General features: G+C 44.5%; 15 protein-coding genes. 9 read left to right on the top strand and 6 right to left on the bottom strand.

Features of this window, described 5'->3' with window-relative positions; genetic code table 11:
• Positions 1-34: 34 nt before the first annotated feature.
• From K0I62_RS16550 to uvrA, 3 genes are all read right to left on the bottom strand, one after another.
• Positions 35-1,834 carry a DEAD/DEAH box helicase gene (locus tag K0I62_RS16550; RefSeq protein WP_220069153.1) on the bottom strand — a complete coding sequence of 600 codons (1,800 nt, stop codon included), beginning with the start codon at positions 1,832-1,834 and terminating at the stop codon, positions 35-37.
• 233 nt (positions 1,835-2,067) lie between these two features.
• Positions 2,068-3,087 carry a M28 family peptidase gene (locus K0I62_RS16545; protein ID WP_220069152.1) on the bottom strand — a complete coding sequence of 340 codons (1,020 nt, stop codon included), beginning with the start codon at positions 3,085-3,087 and terminating at the stop codon, positions 2,068-2,070.
• 146 nt (positions 3,088-3,233) lie between these two features.
• The gene (gene uvrA, locus K0I62_RS16540; RefSeq protein WP_220069151.1) at positions 3,234-6,059 is read right to left on the bottom strand and encodes an excinuclease ABC subunit UvrA; all 2,826 of its coding nucleotides are present in this window, start codon (positions 6,057-6,059) and stop codon (positions 3,234-3,236) included.
• Positions 6,060-6,287: 228 nt separating this feature from the next.
• Between uvrA and K0I62_RS16535 the strand changes: the two genes are divergently transcribed.
• The 6 genes from K0I62_RS16535 to K0I62_RS16510 all read left to right on the top strand — a co-directional run bounded on the left by K0I62_RS16535 (position 6,288) and on the right by K0I62_RS16510 (position 11,375).
• Positions 6,288-7,655: an MFS transporter gene (locus K0I62_RS16535; protein ID WP_220069150.1), complete on the top strand. Its 1,368-nt coding sequence runs from the start codon at positions 6,288-6,290 to the stop codon at positions 7,653-7,655.
• A gap of 77 nt (positions 7,656-7,732) precedes the next feature.
• Positions 7,733-8,404 (top strand): single-stranded DNA-binding protein, encoded by a 672-nt coding sequence (locus tag K0I62_RS16530; RefSeq protein ID WP_220069149.1) that lies wholly within the window; start codon positions 7,733-7,735, stop codon positions 8,402-8,404.
• 320 nt (positions 8,405-8,724) lie between these two features.
• Entirely contained in the window at positions 8,725-9,120 is a 396-nt protein-coding gene (locus K0I62_RS16525) for a curli production assembly/transport protein CsgE (RefSeq protein ID WP_220069148.1), read from the top strand.
• Positions 9,121-9,129: 9 nt separating this feature from the next.
• Entirely contained in the window at positions 9,130-9,516 is a 387-nt protein-coding gene (locus K0I62_RS16520; protein ID WP_220069147.1) for a curli assembly protein CsgF, read from the top strand.
• A 3-nt stretch (positions 9,517-9,519) separates the two neighbouring features.
• Entirely contained in the window at positions 9,520-10,305 is a 786-nt protein-coding gene (locus K0I62_RS16515; RefSeq protein WP_220069146.1) for a CsgG/HfaB family protein, read from the top strand.
• 404 nt (positions 10,306-10,709) lie between these two features.
• On the top strand, positions 10,710-11,375 hold the full coding sequence (locus tag K0I62_RS16510; RefSeq protein ID WP_220069145.1) for a response regulator transcription factor: 666 nt from the start codon (positions 10,710-10,712) through the stop codon (positions 11,373-11,375).
• A gap of 47 nt (positions 11,376-11,422) precedes the next feature.
• On the opposite strand, the gene K0I62_RS16505 is transcribed toward K0I62_RS16510, so the two are convergent.
• Both K0I62_RS16505 and K0I62_RS16500 read right to left on the bottom strand, forming a co-directional pair.
• Positions 11,423-12,934, bottom strand: coding sequence for a curlin (locus K0I62_RS16505; protein WP_220069144.1), 1,512 nt, complete (start codon positions 12,932-12,934; stop codon positions 11,423-11,425).
• A 14-nt stretch (positions 12,935-12,948) separates the two neighbouring features.
• Positions 12,949-13,356, bottom strand: a complete 408-nt coding sequence (locus K0I62_RS16500; protein ID WP_220071427.1) for a curlin — start codon at positions 13,354-13,356, stop codon at positions 12,949-12,951.
• Positions 13,357-13,835: 479 nt separating this feature from the next.
• On the opposite strand from K0I62_RS16500, the gene K0I62_RS16495 reads away from it, so the two are divergent.
• The 3 genes from K0I62_RS16495 (at position 13,836) to K0I62_RS16485 (ending at position 18,396) form a co-directional block, all read left to right on the top strand.
• Positions 13,836-16,349, top strand: coding sequence for a S8 family serine peptidase (locus K0I62_RS16495; protein WP_220069143.1), 2,514 nt, complete (start codon positions 13,836-13,838; stop codon positions 16,347-16,349).
• 313 nt (positions 16,350-16,662) lie between these two features.
• Complete coding sequence (locus tag K0I62_RS16490; protein WP_220069142.1) at positions 16,663-17,685, top strand: NAD(P)H-quinone oxidoreductase; 1,023 nt, start codon at positions 16,663-16,665, stop codon at positions 17,683-17,685.
• A 279-nt stretch (positions 17,686-17,964) separates the two neighbouring features.
• Positions 17,965-18,396, top strand: coding sequence for a hypothetical protein (locus K0I62_RS16485; protein ID WP_220069141.1), 432 nt, complete (start codon positions 17,965-17,967; stop codon positions 18,394-18,396).
• A 101-nt stretch (positions 18,397-18,497) separates the two neighbouring features.
• Here K0I62_RS16485 and K0I62_RS16480 read toward each other — a convergent pair whose 3' ends face one another.
• Complete coding sequence (locus K0I62_RS16480; RefSeq protein WP_220069140.1) at positions 18,498-19,541, bottom strand: aldose epimerase family protein; 1,044 nt, start codon at positions 19,539-19,541, stop codon at positions 18,498-18,500.
• Positions 19,542-19,571 lie beyond the last annotated feature (30 nt).

Genomic DNA, 19,571 nt, shown 5'->3' with positions numbered 1-19,571 from the left:
TGCAGCTTTTTTTTATTGGCAAGAGATAACGCGATTATGCGTTGTCTTTACCACCTTTGCGATGTGGTTTACGGTCGCCAGCTGGCTTGCGGCGACGTGGTGGACGACTGTCATCACCACTGTTTGCAGGCTGTTCAGTACCCGCTTCGCGAATGTTTAGTGGCTTACCACAAACACGCACTTTCTTAAGGTGTTGTAGTACATCTTTTGGCATACCGTCAGGTAGGTCAATTGCTGTCATTGAATCAAATAGTTGAATTTGACCGATATAACGACTGTCGATGTTAGCTTCGTTAGCTACTGCGCCAACAATGTTACCTACTCCAACACCATGATCGCGACCTACATCGATAATATAGCGACACATCTTAACGTCAGGATTATCTTTTAGAGCATCAGCTTTACCAAGGTTGGTCGGCGTTGGACGTGAGTCGCGACGGCTACGTTCGCGAGGAGCACGATCACCACGGTCACGCGAACTACGGTCATCACTTCTGTCGCGCTGACGCTCGTTGATAGGAGGTAGCTGCAGAGGGCGATCTTTCTGAACTTGTTGCAACAAAGCCGCAGCAAGTACGTCTGTATCAACTTCTAACTCTTGACATAGTTGTGCAACAGCGCCTTTCATGAAGTCTAAAGAATCTTTAGCAATCACTTCAGAAATCTGCTCACCTAAGCGAGAAAGACGACGCTCTGTTACTGTCTCTGGGCTAGGTACGTCCATTGGTGAGATACGGCTATTGGTTGCACGTTCGATGGTGCGCAGCATGCGCATCTCTCTGTGTGTAACAAAAAGAATCGCCATACCTGTACGACCAGCACGACCAGTACGGCCGATACGGTGAACATAAGCTTCTGTATCGTATGGAATATCGTAGTTTACTACGTGTCCGATACGCTCAACGTCAAGACCACGAGCCGCAACGTCAGTAGCAATAATAATGTCTAACTTGCCACGTTTAAGCTGATCAACCGCACGTTCACGTGCTTGCTGGTTCATATCACCATGTAGCGGTGATGAAGCATAACCGCGAGCTTCTAGCTTCTCGGCTAGCTCAACACAACTGTTACGAGTACGAACGAAGATAATAATACCTTCAGTCTTTTCAACTTCTAGAACGCGCACAAGTGCTTCTAGTTTGTTGTGCTGTGATACTTGTACAAAACGCTGTTCAATGGTTTCAACCGTAGTTGTGGTCGCAGCGATTTTAACGTGTACAGGCTCAGATAAATATTTGTTAGCAACACGCTTAATTTGCTCAGGCATAGTGGCTGAGAATAGTGCGAGTTGACGTTGCTTCGGCGTATGCTCCAGGATCCATTCGATATCATCGATGAAGCCCATTTTTAGCATCTCATCAGCTTCATCAAGCACCATTGCTTTTAGTGACTCTAATTTAAGAGTGCCACGACGCATGTGGTCCATAACTCGGCCTGGTGTACCAACAATGATCTGTGGGCCACGACGAAGTGCGTTAAGTTGTTGATGCATGCTTTGGCCGCCGTATATTGGCAGTACATGCAAACCTTTCATGAATTTAGAGTAGCTACCAAATGCCTCTGCAACCTGAACCGCAAGTTCACGAGTTGGGGCTAACACCAAAATTTGTGGTGTGTTTGAGGTAGGATCGATAGCATTTAATAATGGAAGTGCAAAAGCACCGGTTTTACCAGTACCTGTTTGCGCTTGACCCAAAATATCTTTACCGGCCATAAGAGGGTCGATACTAGCAGATTGAATTGGTGTTGGTTTTTCGTAACCAAGCTCGTCAAGAGCACGCAACAAAGGCTCGGATAGACCGAGTTCGCGGAAAGTTCTTTCTTCGGATGACATGGGTTGTAGCCTTGTGGAATAACAGAGTGCAGTAAAATGCACTTATTTATAGACAGAAAATCAACCCCGTGTCGACTTCCCGCAACAAAATTTGCTTTAATAAGCCGAGCATTATAGCAAGAGGTTATGTAATTTTCCACCACTATGATTGTATGTTTAGTGTTTAACTGATTAATTGGTTGGTGATAACTAATATTAACAATAAGTTAAGTGTTCTAAAAAAACAAAGTTGTTTACTGTTTTAGTTGGTTATTTAAGAGATAACTGTCAATAACTAGCAGTTGATAGGCTGTTTCTGTCACAGCCGCTAGAAAATTCATATCTATCTTTGCGGCTTTATCACTCGGTTGGTGATAGTCCTGATGTGGTGGGACACCAAAGTATAGCCAAGGGATATTGGCTTTATGGAAAGGATAATGATCCGATGCCCTTAACCAATCAATCCTTTGAATCGATTTGCCCGCCTCGGGTGGGTGATTTGCCCTGATGCATAGCCCAACAGTTTGTTGCAGGGTCACTTTGAGTTGTGCAAATTGATTAAAGCCACGTCTTCCTTCTATGTAGATGTGATTTCGCCGACTTGGGCGGCCAATCATATCGAGATTTATCATTAACTCAATTTGTGGTTTGGTCGGCACGCTATCGTGTTGCAAGAGCCGTTCGACTAATGCTTCGCTGCCGTATAATCCTGGCTCTTCAGCGTCGGTTGCGACAAAAAGCAGGTTGGTGGAAAGAGGTTGTACTGATGCTTGTGTAGACACATATTCTGCTAGTGCGAGCATCGCTGAGACGCCTGAAGCGTTGTCATCGGCTCCAGGATAGTATGTATAACCTTTTTTGCCTAAATGATCATAATGCGCCACGACTATTCGCCATTTTTCGCTGGGGATTGCTGCTTGATGCATACCGATAATATTAACGCCATGGCGACGACCAAATTGATAATCATAATCGAAACCTTGCTCGTAGCTTTGGTTCCACGGGGCTAATTTAGCCTGTTGCATACGTTCAACAATGTAAGCGCGAGAGCGAGTCGCTCCCGTAGTCGCGGTTTTTCGGCCTTCAAAATCGGGCGAACTTAAGGTTTCAATATCTGCGGCTAATTGCAGTTGATCTGTCCAAGTTAGGGTGTATGGCTCGCCGCATTGTGATGATGAGCTTGAGCAGCCAACAATCACAGTCAAAGCTGCAAGTATGGTGAGCAAGGCTGGATTTAATGAATTGACTATTTTTTGATAATCGATCAATGCCATTGAAAGCGAGTCATTATTGGGCGGTAACAGTTAACCTACATTTAGTTGTCAGATAAAGAAAGCAAACGCAAGATAAAGAAAGTAAAAAGCCAGAGCGGTATTAAGTACCACTCTGGCTTTTTTAAGACGCTCAATACCTAACGATATTAAGCTTGCAGCAGCGGCTTAAGGAAGCGTGCAGTGTGCGATGTTGGGTGCTCGGCAACCTGCTTGGGCGTACCACTGACCAAAATAGTGCCGCCACCAGAACCACCTTCAGGACCCAGATCGATGATCCAATCAGCGGTTTTGATCACATCGAGATTGTGTTCAATCACTACGATGGTATTACCGTGGGCCTTAAGGCGATGCAAGACATCTAGCAATAGCTGAATATCGGCGAAGTGTAAGCCTGTCGTCGGCTCATCTAAGATATACAAGGTTTTGCCTGTGTCGCGTTTTGACAGCTCTTTAGCCAGTTTGACCCGTTGTGCTTCACCGCCTGATAGCGTGGTTGCACTCTGGCCAAGGCCGATATAAGAGAGGCCAACTTCCATTAAGGTTTGTAGCTTACGGGCTATGGCCGGTACGGCATCGAAGAACTCTCGCGCTTCCTCAACGGTCATCTCTAACACTTCGTGAATATTCTTGCCCTTATAACGAACCTCTAAGGTTTCACGATTATAGCGTTTACTCTTACAGCTATCGCACGGTACATAGACATCCGGTAGGAAGTGCATCTCAACTTTGATCAGACCATCGCCCTGACATGCCTCACAGCGTCCACCTTTTACGTTAAAAGAGAAACGCCCCGGTTTATAGCCACGGGTTCTGGCTTCTTGTGTGGCGGCGAACAGCTCACGAATAGGGGTAAAGATACCGGTATAAGTTGCCGGATTCGATCGCGGTGTACGACCGATGGGGCTTTGATCGATATCGACCACTTTATCGCAATGATCCATCCCCTCTATTCGCTTATAAGGGGCGGGTTCATCGACGGTAGCACCATTGAGCTGACGATGAGCAATCTTATAAAATGTATCGTTGATAAGCGTTGATTTACCTGAGCCTGACACGCCCGTTACACAGGTAAATAGGCCTACTGGTATGGTTAAATCAACGTTCTTCAAGTTGTTACCCGTAGCGCCAAACAGCTCGATGACTTGCTCAGGGTTATATTGTGCTGGCGTTTCGCTGATGTGGATCTGTTTAGTGCCAGAGATATATTGTCCAGTTACTGAGTCTTTACAGCTGATGATGTCATCTAAGGAGCCATCACAAATCACCTCGCCACCATGAATCCCCGCGCCTGGACCGATATCGATAATGTGATCCGCCATGCGTATGGCGTCTTCATCGTGCTCCACTACAATAACGGTATTTCCCAGATCCCTTAAGTGAATCAGGGTTTGCAGTAAGCGTTCGTTATCACGTTGATGCAGGCCAATGGAGGGTTCGTCGAGAACATACATCACGCCGACAAGACCTGCGCCAATCTGGCTGGCTAGACGAATACGCTGTGCCTCTCCGCCAGACAAGGTGTCAGCAGAGCGAGACAGGCTCAAATAGTTAAGCCCGACATTGACCAAGAAGCCTAAGCGATCGCGCACCTCTTTTAAGATCTTTTCGGCGATCTGAGCGCGCTGTCCCGTGAGGGATAGCTGTTCAAAATAGCTCATCGCCTCGCCAATAGACCACTCGGTCAGCTTTGGTAGATTAAGGTCTTCGATAAAGACATTACGCGCCTCTTCACGTAGACGTGAGCCTCCACAGCTTTTACAGGCCTGAGTATTAATATACTTGGCTAACTCTTCGCGAACTGAATTAGATTCGGTTTCACGATAGCGCCTGTCCATATTATTTAAGATCCCCTCGAAAGGGTGGTTACGTACCACGACATCGCCGCGATCGTTGATGTACTTAAACGCGATGCTTTCTTTGCCTGAACCATGAAGCACAATTTGGCGCACTTTATCGCTAAGTTGCTCATAGGGCACTTCAACATCAAACTTATAATGTTCGGCCAATGAACTGAGCATCTGAAAGTAATAGAAATTACGTCGATCCCAACCGCGTATCGCTCCGCCAGCAAGGGATAGCTCGGTGTTAGTGATCACTCTGTCGGCATCAAAAAACTGCTGCACACCTAAGCCGTCACAGGTTTGGCAGGCGCCAGCCGGATTATTAAATGAAAATATGCGTGGCTCGAGTTCCGCCATAGAGTAACCGCAGTGTGGGCAGGCAAAGTTGGCCGAAAAGAGCAGCTCTTCAATATCGCCATCCATAGAGGCGACAGTGGCGATACCACCAGAAAGCTCTAGTGCTGTTTCGAATGATTCCGCTAAACGCTGAGTAATATCATCACGCACCTTGAAACGATCGACGACAACCTCGATGGTGTGCTTAACGTGCAGCTCGAGGGTTGGTGGGTCGGAAAGATCACACACCTCGCCATCGATACGGGCACGGATAAAACCTTGTGCCGAAAGGCTATCGAGCAGTTTTACATGCTCTCCTTTGCGATCGTTAATCACTGGTGCCAATAGCATTAGGCGGCTGCCTTCTGGCATTTCTAATACTTTATCAACCATTTGGCTAATGGTTTGTGCCGCTAGAGGTTGATTATGAGTTGGACATCTTGGTTCGCCGACGCGGGCAAACAACAATCTTAAATAATCATAAATTTCGGTAATAGTACCCACGGTAGAGCGTGGATTGTGAGAGGTGGATTTCTGTTCGATAGAGATCGCAGGGCTTAAACCTTCAATATGATCGACATCGGGTTTCTCCATCAAGCTTAAAAACTGACGAGCGTAGGCAGAAAGTGACTCGACGTAACGACGCTGCCCCTCGGCATATAGGGTATCGAAGGCTAATGATGATTTACCTGAGCCCGATAGGCCAGTGATCACGATCAACTTGTCCCTTGGGATTGTCAGGTTGATGTTTTTTAGATTGTGGGTGCGGGCGCCACGAACTTCAATCTTGTCCATCTGTCTCTCTGATTGGCCGAATAAAAAAGAGGCTGATTATCGCATAAAATTTGAAGCAGGTCATAGAAAAGCCTCTATTAGAAGATTGACTACTAACATCTTGTTTGCCGCTAAAGCATTAAGATAATCTTGCATATATATCGCATCTTTCATTTTTTCTTTTTGAGCTGAATCTAATCTTCGTGATAACATGCTCGACTTATTTATGAATTCAGATCAGGGCGAAAAATGGCCAATAATGGACTGTCTAAGACTGAGCAAAAAGTCGCATTTTCTTTAGCCAGTGTCTTTGGTTTGCGAATGATGGGCTTATTTATGATCATGCCTGTCTTCGCACTTTATGGGCAACACTTAGAGGGATTTTCACCGTTATGGGTGGGGATTGCTATTGGTGCATATGGGTTAACTCAGGCGGTATTGCAGATCCCTATGGGGATTCTGTCTGATAAATATGGTCGTAAGCCCATTATTTTAATCGGATTGCTAATGTTTGCTGTCGGTAGCGTCGTTGCGGCGATGGCTGATTCTATTTATGGGGTGGTTTTAGGGCGGGCCATGCAGGGAATGGGCGCAATTGCTGCGGCCGTGTTAGCCTTAGCTGCCGATTTAACTCGCGATGAACAGCGCACAAAAGTGATGGCGATTATCGGTATGTGTATCGGTTTCTCCTTTGCGCTTTCGCTGTTGGTCGGCCCCATTGTCGCGCAGCATCTTGGTCTATCTGGCTTGTTTGCCATGACGGCGGGTTTAGCGCTGTTAGGCATGGTGATTGTACAGTTGCTGGTGCCTAACCCAATTAGCCAAGCACCGAAAGGCGACACGGTTGCCGCGCCGGCTAAACTTAAAGCCATGCTCAAAGATCCGCAATTGATTAGGTTAGATGCAGGTATTTTTATTTTGCATTTGGTGTTAACCGCGGTATTTGTCGCATTACCACTGGACTTAGTCGATGCCGGCTTAGTCAAAGAAAAGCACTGGATGCTCTATTTTCCTGCTTTTGTGGGTGCCTTTTTCCTTATGGTGCCGCTGATCATCATTGGCGTGAAAAAGAAAAACACTAAGGCTACCTTTCAAATTGCCCTGTTAATCATGATGGCAGCGCTCGCTTCAATGGCGTTATTTGCTAATAGCTTAGTGGTGCTAAGCGCTGCGATTGTGCTGTTTTTTACTGGATTTAACTATCTTGAAGCCTCATTGCCGAGCTTGATTGCTAAATTTTGTCCGGTAGGGGATAAAGGCTCAGCTATGGGAGTGTATTCGACTAGCCAATTTTTAGGGGCGTTTTGTGGCGGATTACTCGGTGGCGGTGCCTATCAATTAGTCGGTGCAGCAGGGGTATTTGCTGTCGCCTTAGGCTTAATGTTTATTTGGTTAGTGTTGACGCTCGGAATGGAAAATCCTGTGTTGTTAAAGAGCTACACATTAGAAGCCAAGGTTGAAGGTAAAGAGCAAGCTAGAAACATGGTTACAGAGCTGTCACAGCTCCCTGGTGTCGCAGAGGCTATTGTTGTTCTTGAAGAGAAAGTCGCTTATTTGAAAGTTGATGAGCATTTCGATTTGAGACAAGCGCGAGCTGTGTTAGGCTCTGTCAATTAACTGTTTGGGACTTGAGTTGACCTCACCCGTTAAGCAGTATTTATATTAGATTTGTAAGAATATCGCAGGAGATTTCAATGGCCAGTCGTGGTGTCAATAAAGTAATTTTGGTCGGTAACTTAGGGAAAGACCCTGAAGTACGCTACATGCCAAATGGCAATGCCGTAGCCAACTTTACAGTGGCGACCAGTGAGTCTTGGAAAGACCAGCAAGGTCAGGTGCAAGAGCGTACAGAGTGGCACAATATTGTAATGTATCGTCGCTTAGCTGAAATCGCAGGTGAATACCTAAAGAAAGGTTCTAAAGTTTATCTCGAAGGTAAACTGCAGACTAGCAAGTGGCAAGATCAGCAAACTGGGCAAGATCGTTACAAAACTGAGATCAACGCCAGTGAGATGCAGATGCTAGACAGCCGTGGTCAAGGTGGTCAGCAGCAAGGTGGTATGGGCCAAAGTGCAGGTGGTTATGCGCCACAGCAAAACCAATATGCACCGCAAGCTCAAACTGCGCCAGCTCCTCGTCCTGCCGCACAACCCGCTACTCAACAAGGTTATGCGCCACAACAGCAAGCTGCACCTGCATCACAGCAAGGATACGGAGCACCACAGCAGCAATCAGCGCCAGCTTATGCACCTAAGCCTCAAGCTGCTCCGCAGCAGCAAGCTCCGCAGCAACGTCCAGCGCCGCAGCCACAGCAAAACTTTACGCCAGATTTGGATGATGGTTGGGATGACGATATCCCGTTTTAGATCCCAGTTATTATAGTTATGTAAGATTAACTAGTATGAGTACCCTAAACCCAGTCATTTGATTGGGTTTTTCTTTTTCTGACACTTTTATTCGTCTAAAAATCCATAAATCGCTATTACCCAAAAGTATTACTCCTTTTTTCTACATTTACTAATCCCTTCATTCTCTGCTGCGGTATCACTGCCCAAAAACACCAATTGCTGTTAGCTTTGTTCTACTAAATCGTACTGGTTATTGTTAACCAGTACTTTGTGATGGAAGATATCGTTTTCAGTTGATTTATTCTGCATCGGTTATGGATTAAATAGGTGCGATTGTTATGCGGTTAAATATTTGTGCATTGGTAGTTTTATGCTGTTGCTCGCTGCCATTAAGTGCCGAAGATAGTGATATTGATATCAGTGGCTTAGTGATTGATAGGACGTTAACTCGTTTTGGTAAAGACTTTGGTTTTTACTACTCAAGTTATTGGCGTGATCTGCCTTTTACTCAAGGATTCAATGTCACTCTTTTCGAGACTGTATTCCCTCAAGCTGGAACGCTGCTAACGTTAGAAGTTAATGGGGTAACAATTTATAAAACCCATTTTGGACGTAGAGCTAGCCCGATAAAAGAAAGAGCTGAACAGGCCATTTTGTTGACAATAGATCATCTTGCCCAGGTTAGAGCCAATGCTATTACTGGTGAGTTCGCTGATGAATCAGATGGATATTAGGAAGATATAATGAAAAACAGGATGTTAATTATCACTGCAGTTTTTATGGCTTTTGCTACCCATGGTACTGAGTTGGTCTATACACCAATCAATCCGAGTTTTGGTGGTTCAGCGCTTAATGGCTCTTATTTATTAAATAAAGCTAATGCGCAAAATGATCATACAGCGGAAAGTAATGAGAAAGATTTCGTTACCCGTTTTAAAGAGTCGTTAGAGCGCAATATCTTGAATACGATTACTAGAGGTGTGGCTAACGGTGAAATCACCGATGGAACTTATGATACCGGTGATTTTAGAATTGAAGTCGCTTCTATTGGTGGTGGGGTAATGTTAACTATCACTAACTTGCTGACAGGTGAAGTGACCGTTATTGAAATGCCGACATACGGAGGGTAAGTGATGAAAAAGATAATAGCTTTGGCATCACTAGTGTGTTTGTCTGCTTGCAGTTTGGTTCCTAAACCAGAGTTGAATATCAGTGAGGCTCAACTCAATCCTATTAGCGATACAATGCAATCGCTGATGGCAAAGCCTGGCCCTAAGTATCCCATTCCTGTTGCAGTGTACTCATTTAGAGATCAAACAGGGCAATATAAACCTCAGCAAAATGTTAGTTCATTTTCTACTGCAGTTACTCAAGGTGCTACATCTATGTTGGTGCAAACCTTACTCGATTCTAAATGGTTTACACCGGTGGAAAGGGAAGGGTTGCAAAACTTATTAACTGAACGAAAGATAACTAAAAAACAGCCGGGTAGCTCCAAAACTGATGACGTCCCTCAACTGACTAATGCAAGGCTGTTATTAGAGGGTGGGATTATTAGTTATGAAACAAATATCAGCACAGGAGGCACGGGTGTTGAGTACTATGGCATAGGCGCTTCTGAGATGTATCGCGAGGACCAAGTTACTATTTATTTGCGGGCTGTTGATGTGCATACAGGAAAAGTCATGATGTCAATATCCACCAGCAAGAAAGTTTTTTCACAGGAGATGCGGGCAGGTTTAATGCGTTTTACGAGTCTAAATAGACTTGCTGAAGCTGAAGTCGGTTTTACAACTAACGAGCCTGTGCAATTTTGCGTGCTTCAAGCCATTGAATTAGCTGTATCTGAACTGGTTGATAAGGGGATAAAAATGGGGTATTGGAGTCCCGCTGAACCTATTGAGGTATCTGAAGGTTGAGTTTATTTCTCACAGAGAAATCGATGTTGTAGTGCAGATTTAAAAGGCTAGAAGCGCTAGCCTTTTTGTCATCTATTTTACTATTTTTAAGTGTATTATATTTTTTAGTCCTTATTTTGTGCAGCTTTCGTCTAATAAATGCTTTGTTTGTAGATAGTGCTGACACAAATATTGTATTAATATTGTTCGCATTGCAGTGTGATTTTTCAGAAGAGCAAAACCCATTTGTTACAAATATGGCTCTGTTGGTCTTTCAACGATGTTTTTACCATAGGTTTATGGGCTATTTGGATAAGATTGAGGCTAGGAAGAGCCTATTTATTATCCATAGATAGTTCATTGCAAGATAAAAACAATTACCGCATTAGCAGAGATAGAAATATTTGATTCAGGGAGAGAGATCAATGAACAATATCGATGAGTTAGTGTTTATTCATCAAGTTTCAGCCCCGTGTCACCTCGCTATATTAGCGGACTCAATAGGCTTGAAAACTGTTGTGGTGAAAAAACCATCAGACTTGATCATAACGAAGGAGTGTAACCGCCTTTTTCTCGTGGCTCAAAAGGGGACAGCATTAGACAGTAAAGGTATCCCTTTGTTGGCCTCGAGATTAATCAATCAGGCGCCTATCGCCCTTTATCAGGTGGAGCGTAACACCTTAGATCCTCAAGCAGCTTTGTTATTAGGTGTTAAGGGTCTTTTGTATACCGATCAGGGGATGGATTTGCTATTAACCGGGTTGCGGAAAATGGTGGCTAATGAACTTTGGTACGAAAGAGCGTTATTGAGTAATACTTTTAATCATTTGGTTAAACGATTAGATAATCAAACAGATTGCGATCAAGATACGATTGCTATGCTGCAGATGTTAACGGGTCGAGAGCGGGTGATTATTCAGTTGGTATCAAGTGGTGCGCGAAACAAGGAGATTGCACATCAACTTTGCATCAGTGAGCATACGGTAAAAGCTCATATTTCCTCTATCTTTAGAAAGACACAATCACGTAATCGAGTTGAGCTTTTAAGGTGGGCACAGACTTATCAAAGTCAGTTTGAACTGTGTTCATAAAAAGCAAAAAAGGGAGCTAAGCTCCCTTTTTACATTGTAACTTTGATTTAGTTTTGCATTACTGTCGCAGTGTTGTAGTCGCCTGTTTGCGTCACTGAGATAGTGTTGCTATCGCCAATTTGAGAACCCATGACTAAGTTATCGTTACCCGATTGAGCAATGATTAGGGTGTTATCAGAACCATCGACTCTGAATGCTGGTTCCTCTTCACCACCAACCCAGTTGCGCTCGCCTGTTTGTTCTATCATGGCGCTATTTTCATCGCCAACGATGATAAGGTCAATAAGGTTTAAATCACCGACTTGTGTTGTCTCTACATTGGTATTATCAAAACCAACAATAGTGACTAATGATTCATTGTCACCACCATCTTGCTCGACATCAACTTCATTGTCATTACCCTCGATGTCAACATAACCATAGTTTTTGTCACCCTCTTGAGCAATTTCGATGTCGTTGTCATCACCCGTAGTAAATGCCACTGTGGTATTCATATCGCCATCAGAGCTTAGGTCGATGTCGTTGTCGTCGCCATAAGCACCAAATGTTGCGAAATTAGAGTTGCCTTCCTGATCAAGATCTATATCGTTCTCGCTACCGAAAACTTGGAACTCAGCGCCGTTGTAATTACCTTCTTGCTCTATATCAATCGTGTTATCGTCACCTTCAATTTCAGCTGTTAGCGTGTCACCAATGGTATTGTTATTGCCATCTTGGATAATTTCAACATCGTTGTCATTGCCATCGGTAAATGCAAGGTAAGCAGTGTTAGTGTTTCCTGTTTGGTCTAGTGAGATTTCATTATCAGAGCCTGTCAGCGCATAGACAAAGCCAGTATTACTATCGCCAACCTGAGTCACAACAAAGTTATTATTGTCGCCGGCAACACCTTTAACAGCCCCTAAATTGCTACTCCCTTCTTGATACACTTCAACATCGTTGTTATTACCAATGTTAGGCGTGATATCGAGTGACACCATACCGGCGGTGTTATTATCGCCAATCTGGGTGATGAGGCCATCGTTATTGTCACCTTCTACGCGGAATACACCGAAGTTTCCGTTGCCTTCTTGAGTCACTTCAGTAGTGTTTTCATCACCAAGTAATTCCACCACGGCTTCGTTTTGTTCGCCATCTTGCATTATATCAGCGCTATTGGTATCGCCTGTGATATCAATTGTGCTTGTGTTGAAATAATTGAATTGCGCTACAGTAGCTTCGTTGCCATTACCATTGATATTGGTTGTGCTTACGTGCCAATCATCAGTTTGAACGATTTCAACACTGTTAGTTTGACCGTTTGAATCGACATAAGCTTCATGCCATACCCCGTCTTGCAATATGGTCGCAGTCTGATCATCACCAACTTGGGTTACATCTGCCTGATTAAGTAAGCCCGTTTGGTAAACTGTTGCTTCTTGACCCACTGCAGGATTAGGGCTATCAATGATTTGAGTGATTGTTGCGCTATTTTGTGAACCAGCCATAGCGTTACCACTAATTCCTAAGCTTGCTGTTATTGCTATTGCGATGAGTGTTTTAGTCGTTTGCGATTTCATTAGACGCTCCTTGTTTAATACTGAGTTATTGTGATTGCGGCACCATCTGCAATCTGTTCGATTGAAAAACTGGCACTTCCAAGTTGGTTAATCTGTACTAAATTGTCATTACCGACTTGAGTTATATCGGCAAAGTTATTAATCCCAGCCTGTAAAAGTTCTACTTCATTATCTTCGCCGTACTGGATAATTTCAGCGTGATTGCTACTACCCATTTGAATTAAGCTTGTTCCATTTCCTGCTCCTGATTGACTCAAGTTGGCATGATTTAGAGTGCCTAATTGAAATAGATTGATGACATTTTCTCGCCCAGAACCTTCCAGAAGTGTTTGCAGTGTTATGGGGAGTCCATTTGCACCATCAATTAACTCTTCCGCCTGATTAGGGGCGGAAAAGATGCTTAGCGCGACTATGACTCCCATTGCTTTTAAAGTTGACACCTAACGCTCCTTCATTGCTGAGTAATTTAGATTTTTGATTAGCTAATGCTAAGCCTTCTAAATTACAGCTACCTGATGAGCAACTATCACTGTGTGTTCATCAGCTAGTACGTCCAAGTTACAGTGGTGTCTTTTTGCCGCAATCAGAAGAAGGTCTATTTATTCTTAAATGTCATGAGTGGATAAAAGACAAAGTTATTTTGCTTTGATTATGAATTTATTGGTGTTTATGGCGTTTGGGTGGTTTATATCATTTTCGGGCTAATCCAATGTTACTAGTAGTTAAGTGTTGAAGTGTTGTTGTTTTCTTTTCAAAGTCGATGCTCTGTGGCAACAATTCTTGGGTTTAGAGTTGCCGGATGTTCACTTTGTCATTTTGTCGCTTAGCAGTTGTCTAATGGTAGTACTGGTGTATGGAGTACCGGTTTAGGAAATTTAAAGGACTAACAGGAAACCTATCTATGTTTAAGAAATTAACACCACTAGCCTCGGCTATCGCCGGTATTATCGCGGTCTCATCGACACCGGTTCAGGCAAAAGGCCCAATACAGCATGAATTTGTTAAAGATTCTCTTATTGTCGTTTATAAAGATAACGCCACTAAAAGTGAGCGAGCGGCAGCACAGCGCTTAGTTCGAGGCTCAATACGCGACATGAATGCAGATGGTGTTGATGATCGCTTCTCAAACCTTCTCAACGGTAAATTGGCGAGATTGTCGCTTCGTGCAGGCTCTGACGTTGAGCAGGCAATTAAAGTGATCAGCCGTCACCCTGCGGTTAAATATGCCGAGCCTAACTATGTCATTAAGGCTGCAGGAGCGCCTGATGACCCTGATTTTGTTTCATTGTGGGGCATGAATAATACAGGCCAAGATGGCGGTACAGCAGATGCCGATATTGATGCTGTCGAAGCGTGGGATGTGACAACCGGTAACAGTTCAGTTGTGATTGGTGTCATCGATAGTGGTGTCGATTATAACCACCCCGATCTACAAGGAAATATTTGGACCAACCCTAACGAAATCCCTGGTAATGGTATTGATGACGATGGTAACGGTGTCATTGATGATATTCACGGATTCAGTGCGTTGAATAATGACGGCGACCCAATGGATAGCAACAGTCATGGGACTCATGTGTCTGGAACCATTGGTGCTAAAGGTAATAATGGTGTCGGTGTTGTCGGCGTTAACTGGGACGTGACTATCGTTAGTTGCCAGTTCCTTGATGCGGGTGCTTCAGGTTCTACAGAAGGTGCTATCGCATGTATCGATTACATGACTGATTTAAAAGTTAATCATGGTGTAAATATTAAGGCGACGAATAATTCTTGGGGGGGCGGTGGATTTAGCCAAGCGCTTAAAGATTCGATTGAATCTGCGGGTGAAGCTGGCATTTTGTTCTTTGCTGCCGCGGGTAATGACGCGGTAGATAATGATGTTGAGCCACATTATCCATCTAGCTATGACTCAGATGTTGTCATGTCTATAGCCAGTACCGATCGCGATGACAATATGTCTACCTTTTCACAGTGGGGTCTAACAAGTGTCGATATGGGCGCGCCAGGTTCAGCGATTTTATCTACCACCCCAGGCAATAGTTATGCGACCTATTCGGGCACCTCTATGGCGACTCCGCATATGACGGGGGCAGCAGCATTGGTGTGGTCTATCAATCCCGATTTGTCCCCTGTTGAGATGAAACAGCTGTTGATGGATTCAGGTGATTCGAATGCTGCTTTGACGGGGAAAACCGTTGCTGGTACTCGACTTAATGTCGCTAATGCTCTTGATGTGGCCGATCCATCACCAGGCTATCGCTTTAATGTTACGCCGAGGATGCAAACAATCGAAGCTGGTAGTGCGACAAGTTATGACTTTAGTGTCGGCAGCGTTGCTGGTTGGGATGCTAGCGTTGCACTAAGTGTCGAGGTTAATCCTGCGCTTGCCGGTGTAAGTTTATCGACTCATAGTGCTATGGCGGGTGACAGTTTTACTGTTAATGTTGCGACCGACAGTGCAGCGTTGTGGGGTGACTATACCATTACCGTGACAGGTGATGATGGTGCAACATTGAGGAGTAAATCTGTTTCCTTGACCGTTTTACCTGAAGGCATTCAAGACTTCAATTATGGTAATGATGCTTCAGTCGCTATTCCTGACGGCGATACCAACGGCATTACCAGCACTATTGTAGTGGTTGATGATGTTCAAGTCTTCGGCGTGAATGCCGATGTCGATATCTCTCATACCTGGATCGGTGATTTAGTGGTAACGCTGACTTCTCCTGCGGGAACGGAAGTTACACTGCATAATCGTGACGGCGATAGTGCAGACGATATCGTCAAGAGCTGGGATCTGTCAGCCTTTAATGGCGAGATGGCAACAGGTACTTGGACGTTATCGGTTAGCGATCATGTTGGCCCTGATAGAGGTACACTAAATAGTTGGGGCTTGGTTATCTCAGGTGTTGGCGAAGCTGCACCTGCTGCACCTGTCGCTGACTTTAGCTATACCGTTGATGGTTTGTCGGTCGCTTTCACTAATTTAAGTCGTGATATGAACGATGACATTGTTAGCTATAGCTGGGACTTTGGTGATGGTTCAACGTCATCAGAGATGAACCCTACTTACGCTTATGCTACTGCTGGTGCTTACACCGTCTCAATGACAGCAACAGATGCTGAAGGCAATCACAGTACCACAGATATGCTGGTTGAAGTGTTTGAGCACAGTATTACTGCAGGTGTGACTCGCGCGAAGCTTTCTCGTCGTGGTAGTGCTTTAGTTGACTTAAACTGGAGCGGTGCAGCGGGAAGTTCTGTTGTTATTTATCGCGATGGAGCCGCTATCGCAACGACAAGTAACGATGGCAACTACCGCGATCGCTTTAGCGATGCAGCGACATCGGTTGAGTATCAAATTTGTCAAACTGAGAACAGCTTGTGTTCAGAGGTGTTCACAGCAACATTCTAAAATATAGAGTTTAACTCTTGTGATTTGAGCGGCCTTCGGGTCGCTCTTTTTTGGCCTGTTTTGTTCAATAAGAAATGAGATCTCTCCTTTTACAGGACGTTGTTCGCGTTAATCTTCCTATTTAATCTGAACTTAGTTTGTTTATCTTTCATGTTTTTGACTTTCCAGCGAAATAGCGCGTATTGATTAACGCGGTTTCGCTACATCAGTTTATCGGTTGTCATCGTCAATAAATATGTTGTTGCTATGGTGATCTTGGCTATTACAAGATAAATTGCCATATCCAATTCCAAGTCACTACTTGAGGTGTCTAATGGCCGAACAAACAGATAGCTGTAAACAGATAATATTTGATCAAGCTGGTGGTCCTGAGGTGTTGTATATCGCAGAGAGCAACGTGCCAAAGGTTGATTCGGAGCAGGTATTGATAAAGGTGAGCTACGCAGGAGTCAATGGCCCAGACATCGCACAGCGAAAAGGAATGTATCCACCGCCACCGGGTGCTAGCGAGGTTTTAGGCCTCGAAGTGTCAGGTACTATTGTTGCAGTCGGTGACTCGGTAAGTCAATGGCAGGTTGGAGATGTGGTATGTGCGTTAGTGCCTGGTGCCGGCTATAGCGAATATGTTGTTACTTGGGGCAGTCACTGTTTGCCTATACCCTCAGGTCTAACGCTTGCTCAAGCTGCGGCTTTGCCAGAGACCTTTTTTACCGTTTGGGGCCACTTGTTTATGCGTGGAGCCTTAAAGGCTGGTGAAACCGTGTTAATTCATGGTGGTTCTGGTGGTATCGGTTCTGCGGCGATCGCGTTAGCTAAGCAGTTTGGCATTAAGGTGATTGCAACTTCAGGTAGCCAAGATAAATGTGATTATTGCAAGCAACTCGGCGCAGATTATGCCTTTAATTATCATGATACAGACTTGCTTGAGCAGCTCCTTGCTGTAGCACCAGATGGGGTTGATGTGGCGCTCGATATGGCATCAGGCGATATGATTAATCTTAACTTGAAGGCCTTAGCGGTAGAGGGGCGTCTGGTGACCATTGCATTGCTGCGCGGCCCAACGGCCTCGGTTGATGTGTTTCGACTGATGTCAAAACGTATCACGTGGACTGGGGCTACCTTGAGGCCGCAATCGATTGAGGCTAAAGCTCGTATTGCCAAAAGACTGTTAACAGATGTTTGGCCACTATTTTTAACGAGTCAAGCGGAGCCGCTAGTACCGCATATTTTTGCTGAATTTAGTTTTGACAAGGTGGCCGAGGCTCATCAGCTAATGGAGTCTGGCAGACACTATGGCAAGATTGTGCTTAAAATGGCTGCTGAAGATGTAACTTAGCCTGTTCAAAGCTTGGATTGTGGATTCTCGTCATCATTAGAAAAAAAACTTGAATAACTGATTTGATCGGCTAAATTCGATACTAGTGTCGGTAGAGTGCACAATTTGATAGCAATTGAAAAAAATAGATCTATTTTGCTATTGATTTCTGTCGTTATTTATTAAGAATGTGGACATAATCGCTGCGGTCTGATTTTGTGCGATGACAATGACTGAGCTAACCATGGTCGGCTTAATAATTTTATATTGGTATGTGTTGATTTAAGGGTATTAGCATATATGTATAACACTTCAAAAGAACCTGTCTGGTATGGTGAACTCCGCACTGCGCGAGGCAACACTATTCTCATTCATGATAAAGAGTTCCCAGAGGCATCTGCCGGACGGGTTTATCTCTATAATACGGCAAGAGATGCTGTTATTGAATATGCAGAAGATATCGTAAAGGTCAATCTGCACGACCTAACGGATGAGGAATTAAAGGCAGCGAAAGCCGAGTATGACGCTAATTGGCTAGTTGCTCGAGCTGAGTTTATGCAGCGGCACGCTGGTTGGGTTGAAGCCATTCATGCCAAGCCTGCTCCGGTACCGAAAAAGCCTAAGGTCGATCCTGAAGTAAGCACCGACGACGATGACGATGATGTTGAATTAGAAGTCGATAGCTTAGATGATGACTTTGATGATTGGTCCGATGATGACGATCGACCTTAACTTCGAGTTAAGTCGATAAGCGGATTTTAGGCATCAGGTTCTAGTTAAACTAGGCCTTTGCCTAAAATCCCTCTCTTGATGTAGCACAGTTGTTGTGGTTATTAACTGGCATTAGTCTCAAATTGATATCGACTGATGTGATGATAAACTTCCCCCGGTTTAACCCAAGGTGTTCCTGGTAGTACTGTTTGATTGGGTGCATCGGGTAGCTGTTGTGGTTCAATACAGAAGCCTTGATAAGATTTCAGTGCTTTACCTTGTTTACCTATAGTGCCCTCTAAGAAATTGCCCCCATAAACCTGTACACCAGGCTGATTTGTGTGGAGTGTCAGACGTCTGCCTGAATGTGGTGTGCTTACGGTCGCTACCTGATTCAAGGTGTTGGGTTCATAGTTTGGCGTGAGAAAACAGTGGTCAATTCCAGAGGTCACAGAGAGAGGGAGTGCTTGTTGTAATTCACTAAATCGACGGCCTTCTCTGAGGTCGAAAATCGTATTTGCAACAGGGTTTATCCCGACAGGGATCCCTTGATCATTACTCTCGAGATAGTGTTCAGATGTCAGTTCAATTGAGTGTTCGCCATTGCTTTGATGATTAGCGCCTTCGAGATTGAAATAACTGTGTTGCGTCAGACTGATAGGGCAAGGCTTATCGGTCACAGCAAAGATTTCAACATAGAGGTTATTCGCCACTAGGCGATAATCTAGTTGAATATTACAATTACCAGGAAAGCCCATGTCACCATCTGGGCTAAACAAGCTGAGTCTAACGCCGTCTGGAAGCTGACCCATATGCCATTGCTTTCGATTAAACCCTTGCTCTCCGCCATGTAGACAATTGTCTTGATGATTGTTATTTAACTCATAGTGAATGTTATCTTGGGTGATGCTAGCACCTGAAATACGGTTAGCGTAGCGCCCAACGACAGCGCCTAGATGGGCATTTTGCTTGAGGTAGTCTTCCACACTATCGCATCCTAATACAATATTGCTACGTTCCCCTTTATTATCTGGCGCCCAGAAAGAGCGAATAATTCCGCCTAAACTTAGCACTTCCAATGCGATTATGCCGTTATCAATGTTAATGCGTTCAATCTGGCCACCTCTTGGATCTTGCCAGGCATCTAGTGAACGAAAACGAACCATTTGTTATCCTTTCTATAATAAAAAGAGCCG

The sequence above is a fragment of the Shewanella psychrotolerans genome (assembly GCF_019457595.1).
GTDB lineage: Bacteria > Pseudomonadota > Gammaproteobacteria > Enterobacterales > Shewanellaceae > Shewanella > Shewanella psychrotolerans.
This window is presented reverse-complemented; position numbering and strand designations above follow the sequence as displayed.

Bases quoted from the DNA above. Each gene is read 5' to 3' on its own strand.
- K0I62_RS16550 (WP_220069153.1), bottom strand. From the start codon at position 1,834: ATGTCATCCGAAGAAAGAACTTTCCGCGAACTCGGTCTATCCGAGCCT.
- K0I62_RS16545 (WP_220069152.1), bottom strand. From the start codon at position 3,087: ATGGCATTGATCGATTATCAAAAAATAGTCAATTCATTAAATCCAGCC.
- uvrA (WP_220069151.1), bottom strand. From the start codon at position 6,059: ATGGACAAGATTGAAGTTCGTGGCGCCCGCACCCACAATCTAAAAAAC.
- K0I62_RS16535 (WP_220069150.1), top strand. From the start codon at position 6,288: ATGGCCAATAATGGACTGTCTAAGACTGAGCAAAAAGTCGCATTTTCT.
- K0I62_RS16530 (WP_220069149.1), top strand. From the start codon at position 7,733: ATGGCCAGTCGTGGTGTCAATAAAGTAATTTTGGTCGGTAACTTAGGG.
- K0I62_RS16525 (WP_220069148.1), top strand. From the start codon at position 8,725: ATGCGGTTAAATATTTGTGCATTGGTAGTTTTATGCTGTTGCTCGCTG.
- K0I62_RS16520 (WP_220069147.1), top strand. From the start codon at position 9,130: ATGAAAAACAGGATGTTAATTATCACTGCAGTTTTTATGGCTTTTGCT.
- K0I62_RS16515 (WP_220069146.1), top strand. From the start codon at position 9,520: ATGAAAAAGATAATAGCTTTGGCATCACTAGTGTGTTTGTCTGCTTGC.
- K0I62_RS16510 (WP_220069145.1), top strand. From the start codon at position 10,710: ATGAACAATATCGATGAGTTAGTGTTTATTCATCAAGTTTCAGCCCCG.
- K0I62_RS16505 (WP_220069144.1), bottom strand. From the start codon at position 12,934: ATGAAATCGCAAACGACTAAAACACTCATCGCAATAGCAATAACAGCA.
- K0I62_RS16500 (WP_220071427.1), bottom strand. From the start codon at position 13,356: ATGGGAGTCATAGTCGCGCTAAGCATCTTTTCCGCCCCTAATCAGGCG.
- K0I62_RS16495 (WP_220069143.1), top strand. From the start codon at position 13,836: ATGTTTAAGAAATTAACACCACTAGCCTCGGCTATCGCCGGTATTATC.
- K0I62_RS16490 (WP_220069142.1), top strand. From the start codon at position 16,663: ATGGCCGAACAAACAGATAGCTGTAAACAGATAATATTTGATCAAGCT.
- K0I62_RS16485 (WP_220069141.1), top strand. From the start codon at position 17,965: ATGTATAACACTTCAAAAGAACCTGTCTGGTATGGTGAACTCCGCACT.
- K0I62_RS16480 (WP_220069140.1), bottom strand. From the start codon at position 19,541: ATGGTTCGTTTTCGTTCACTAGATGCCTGGCAAGATCCAAGAGGTGGC.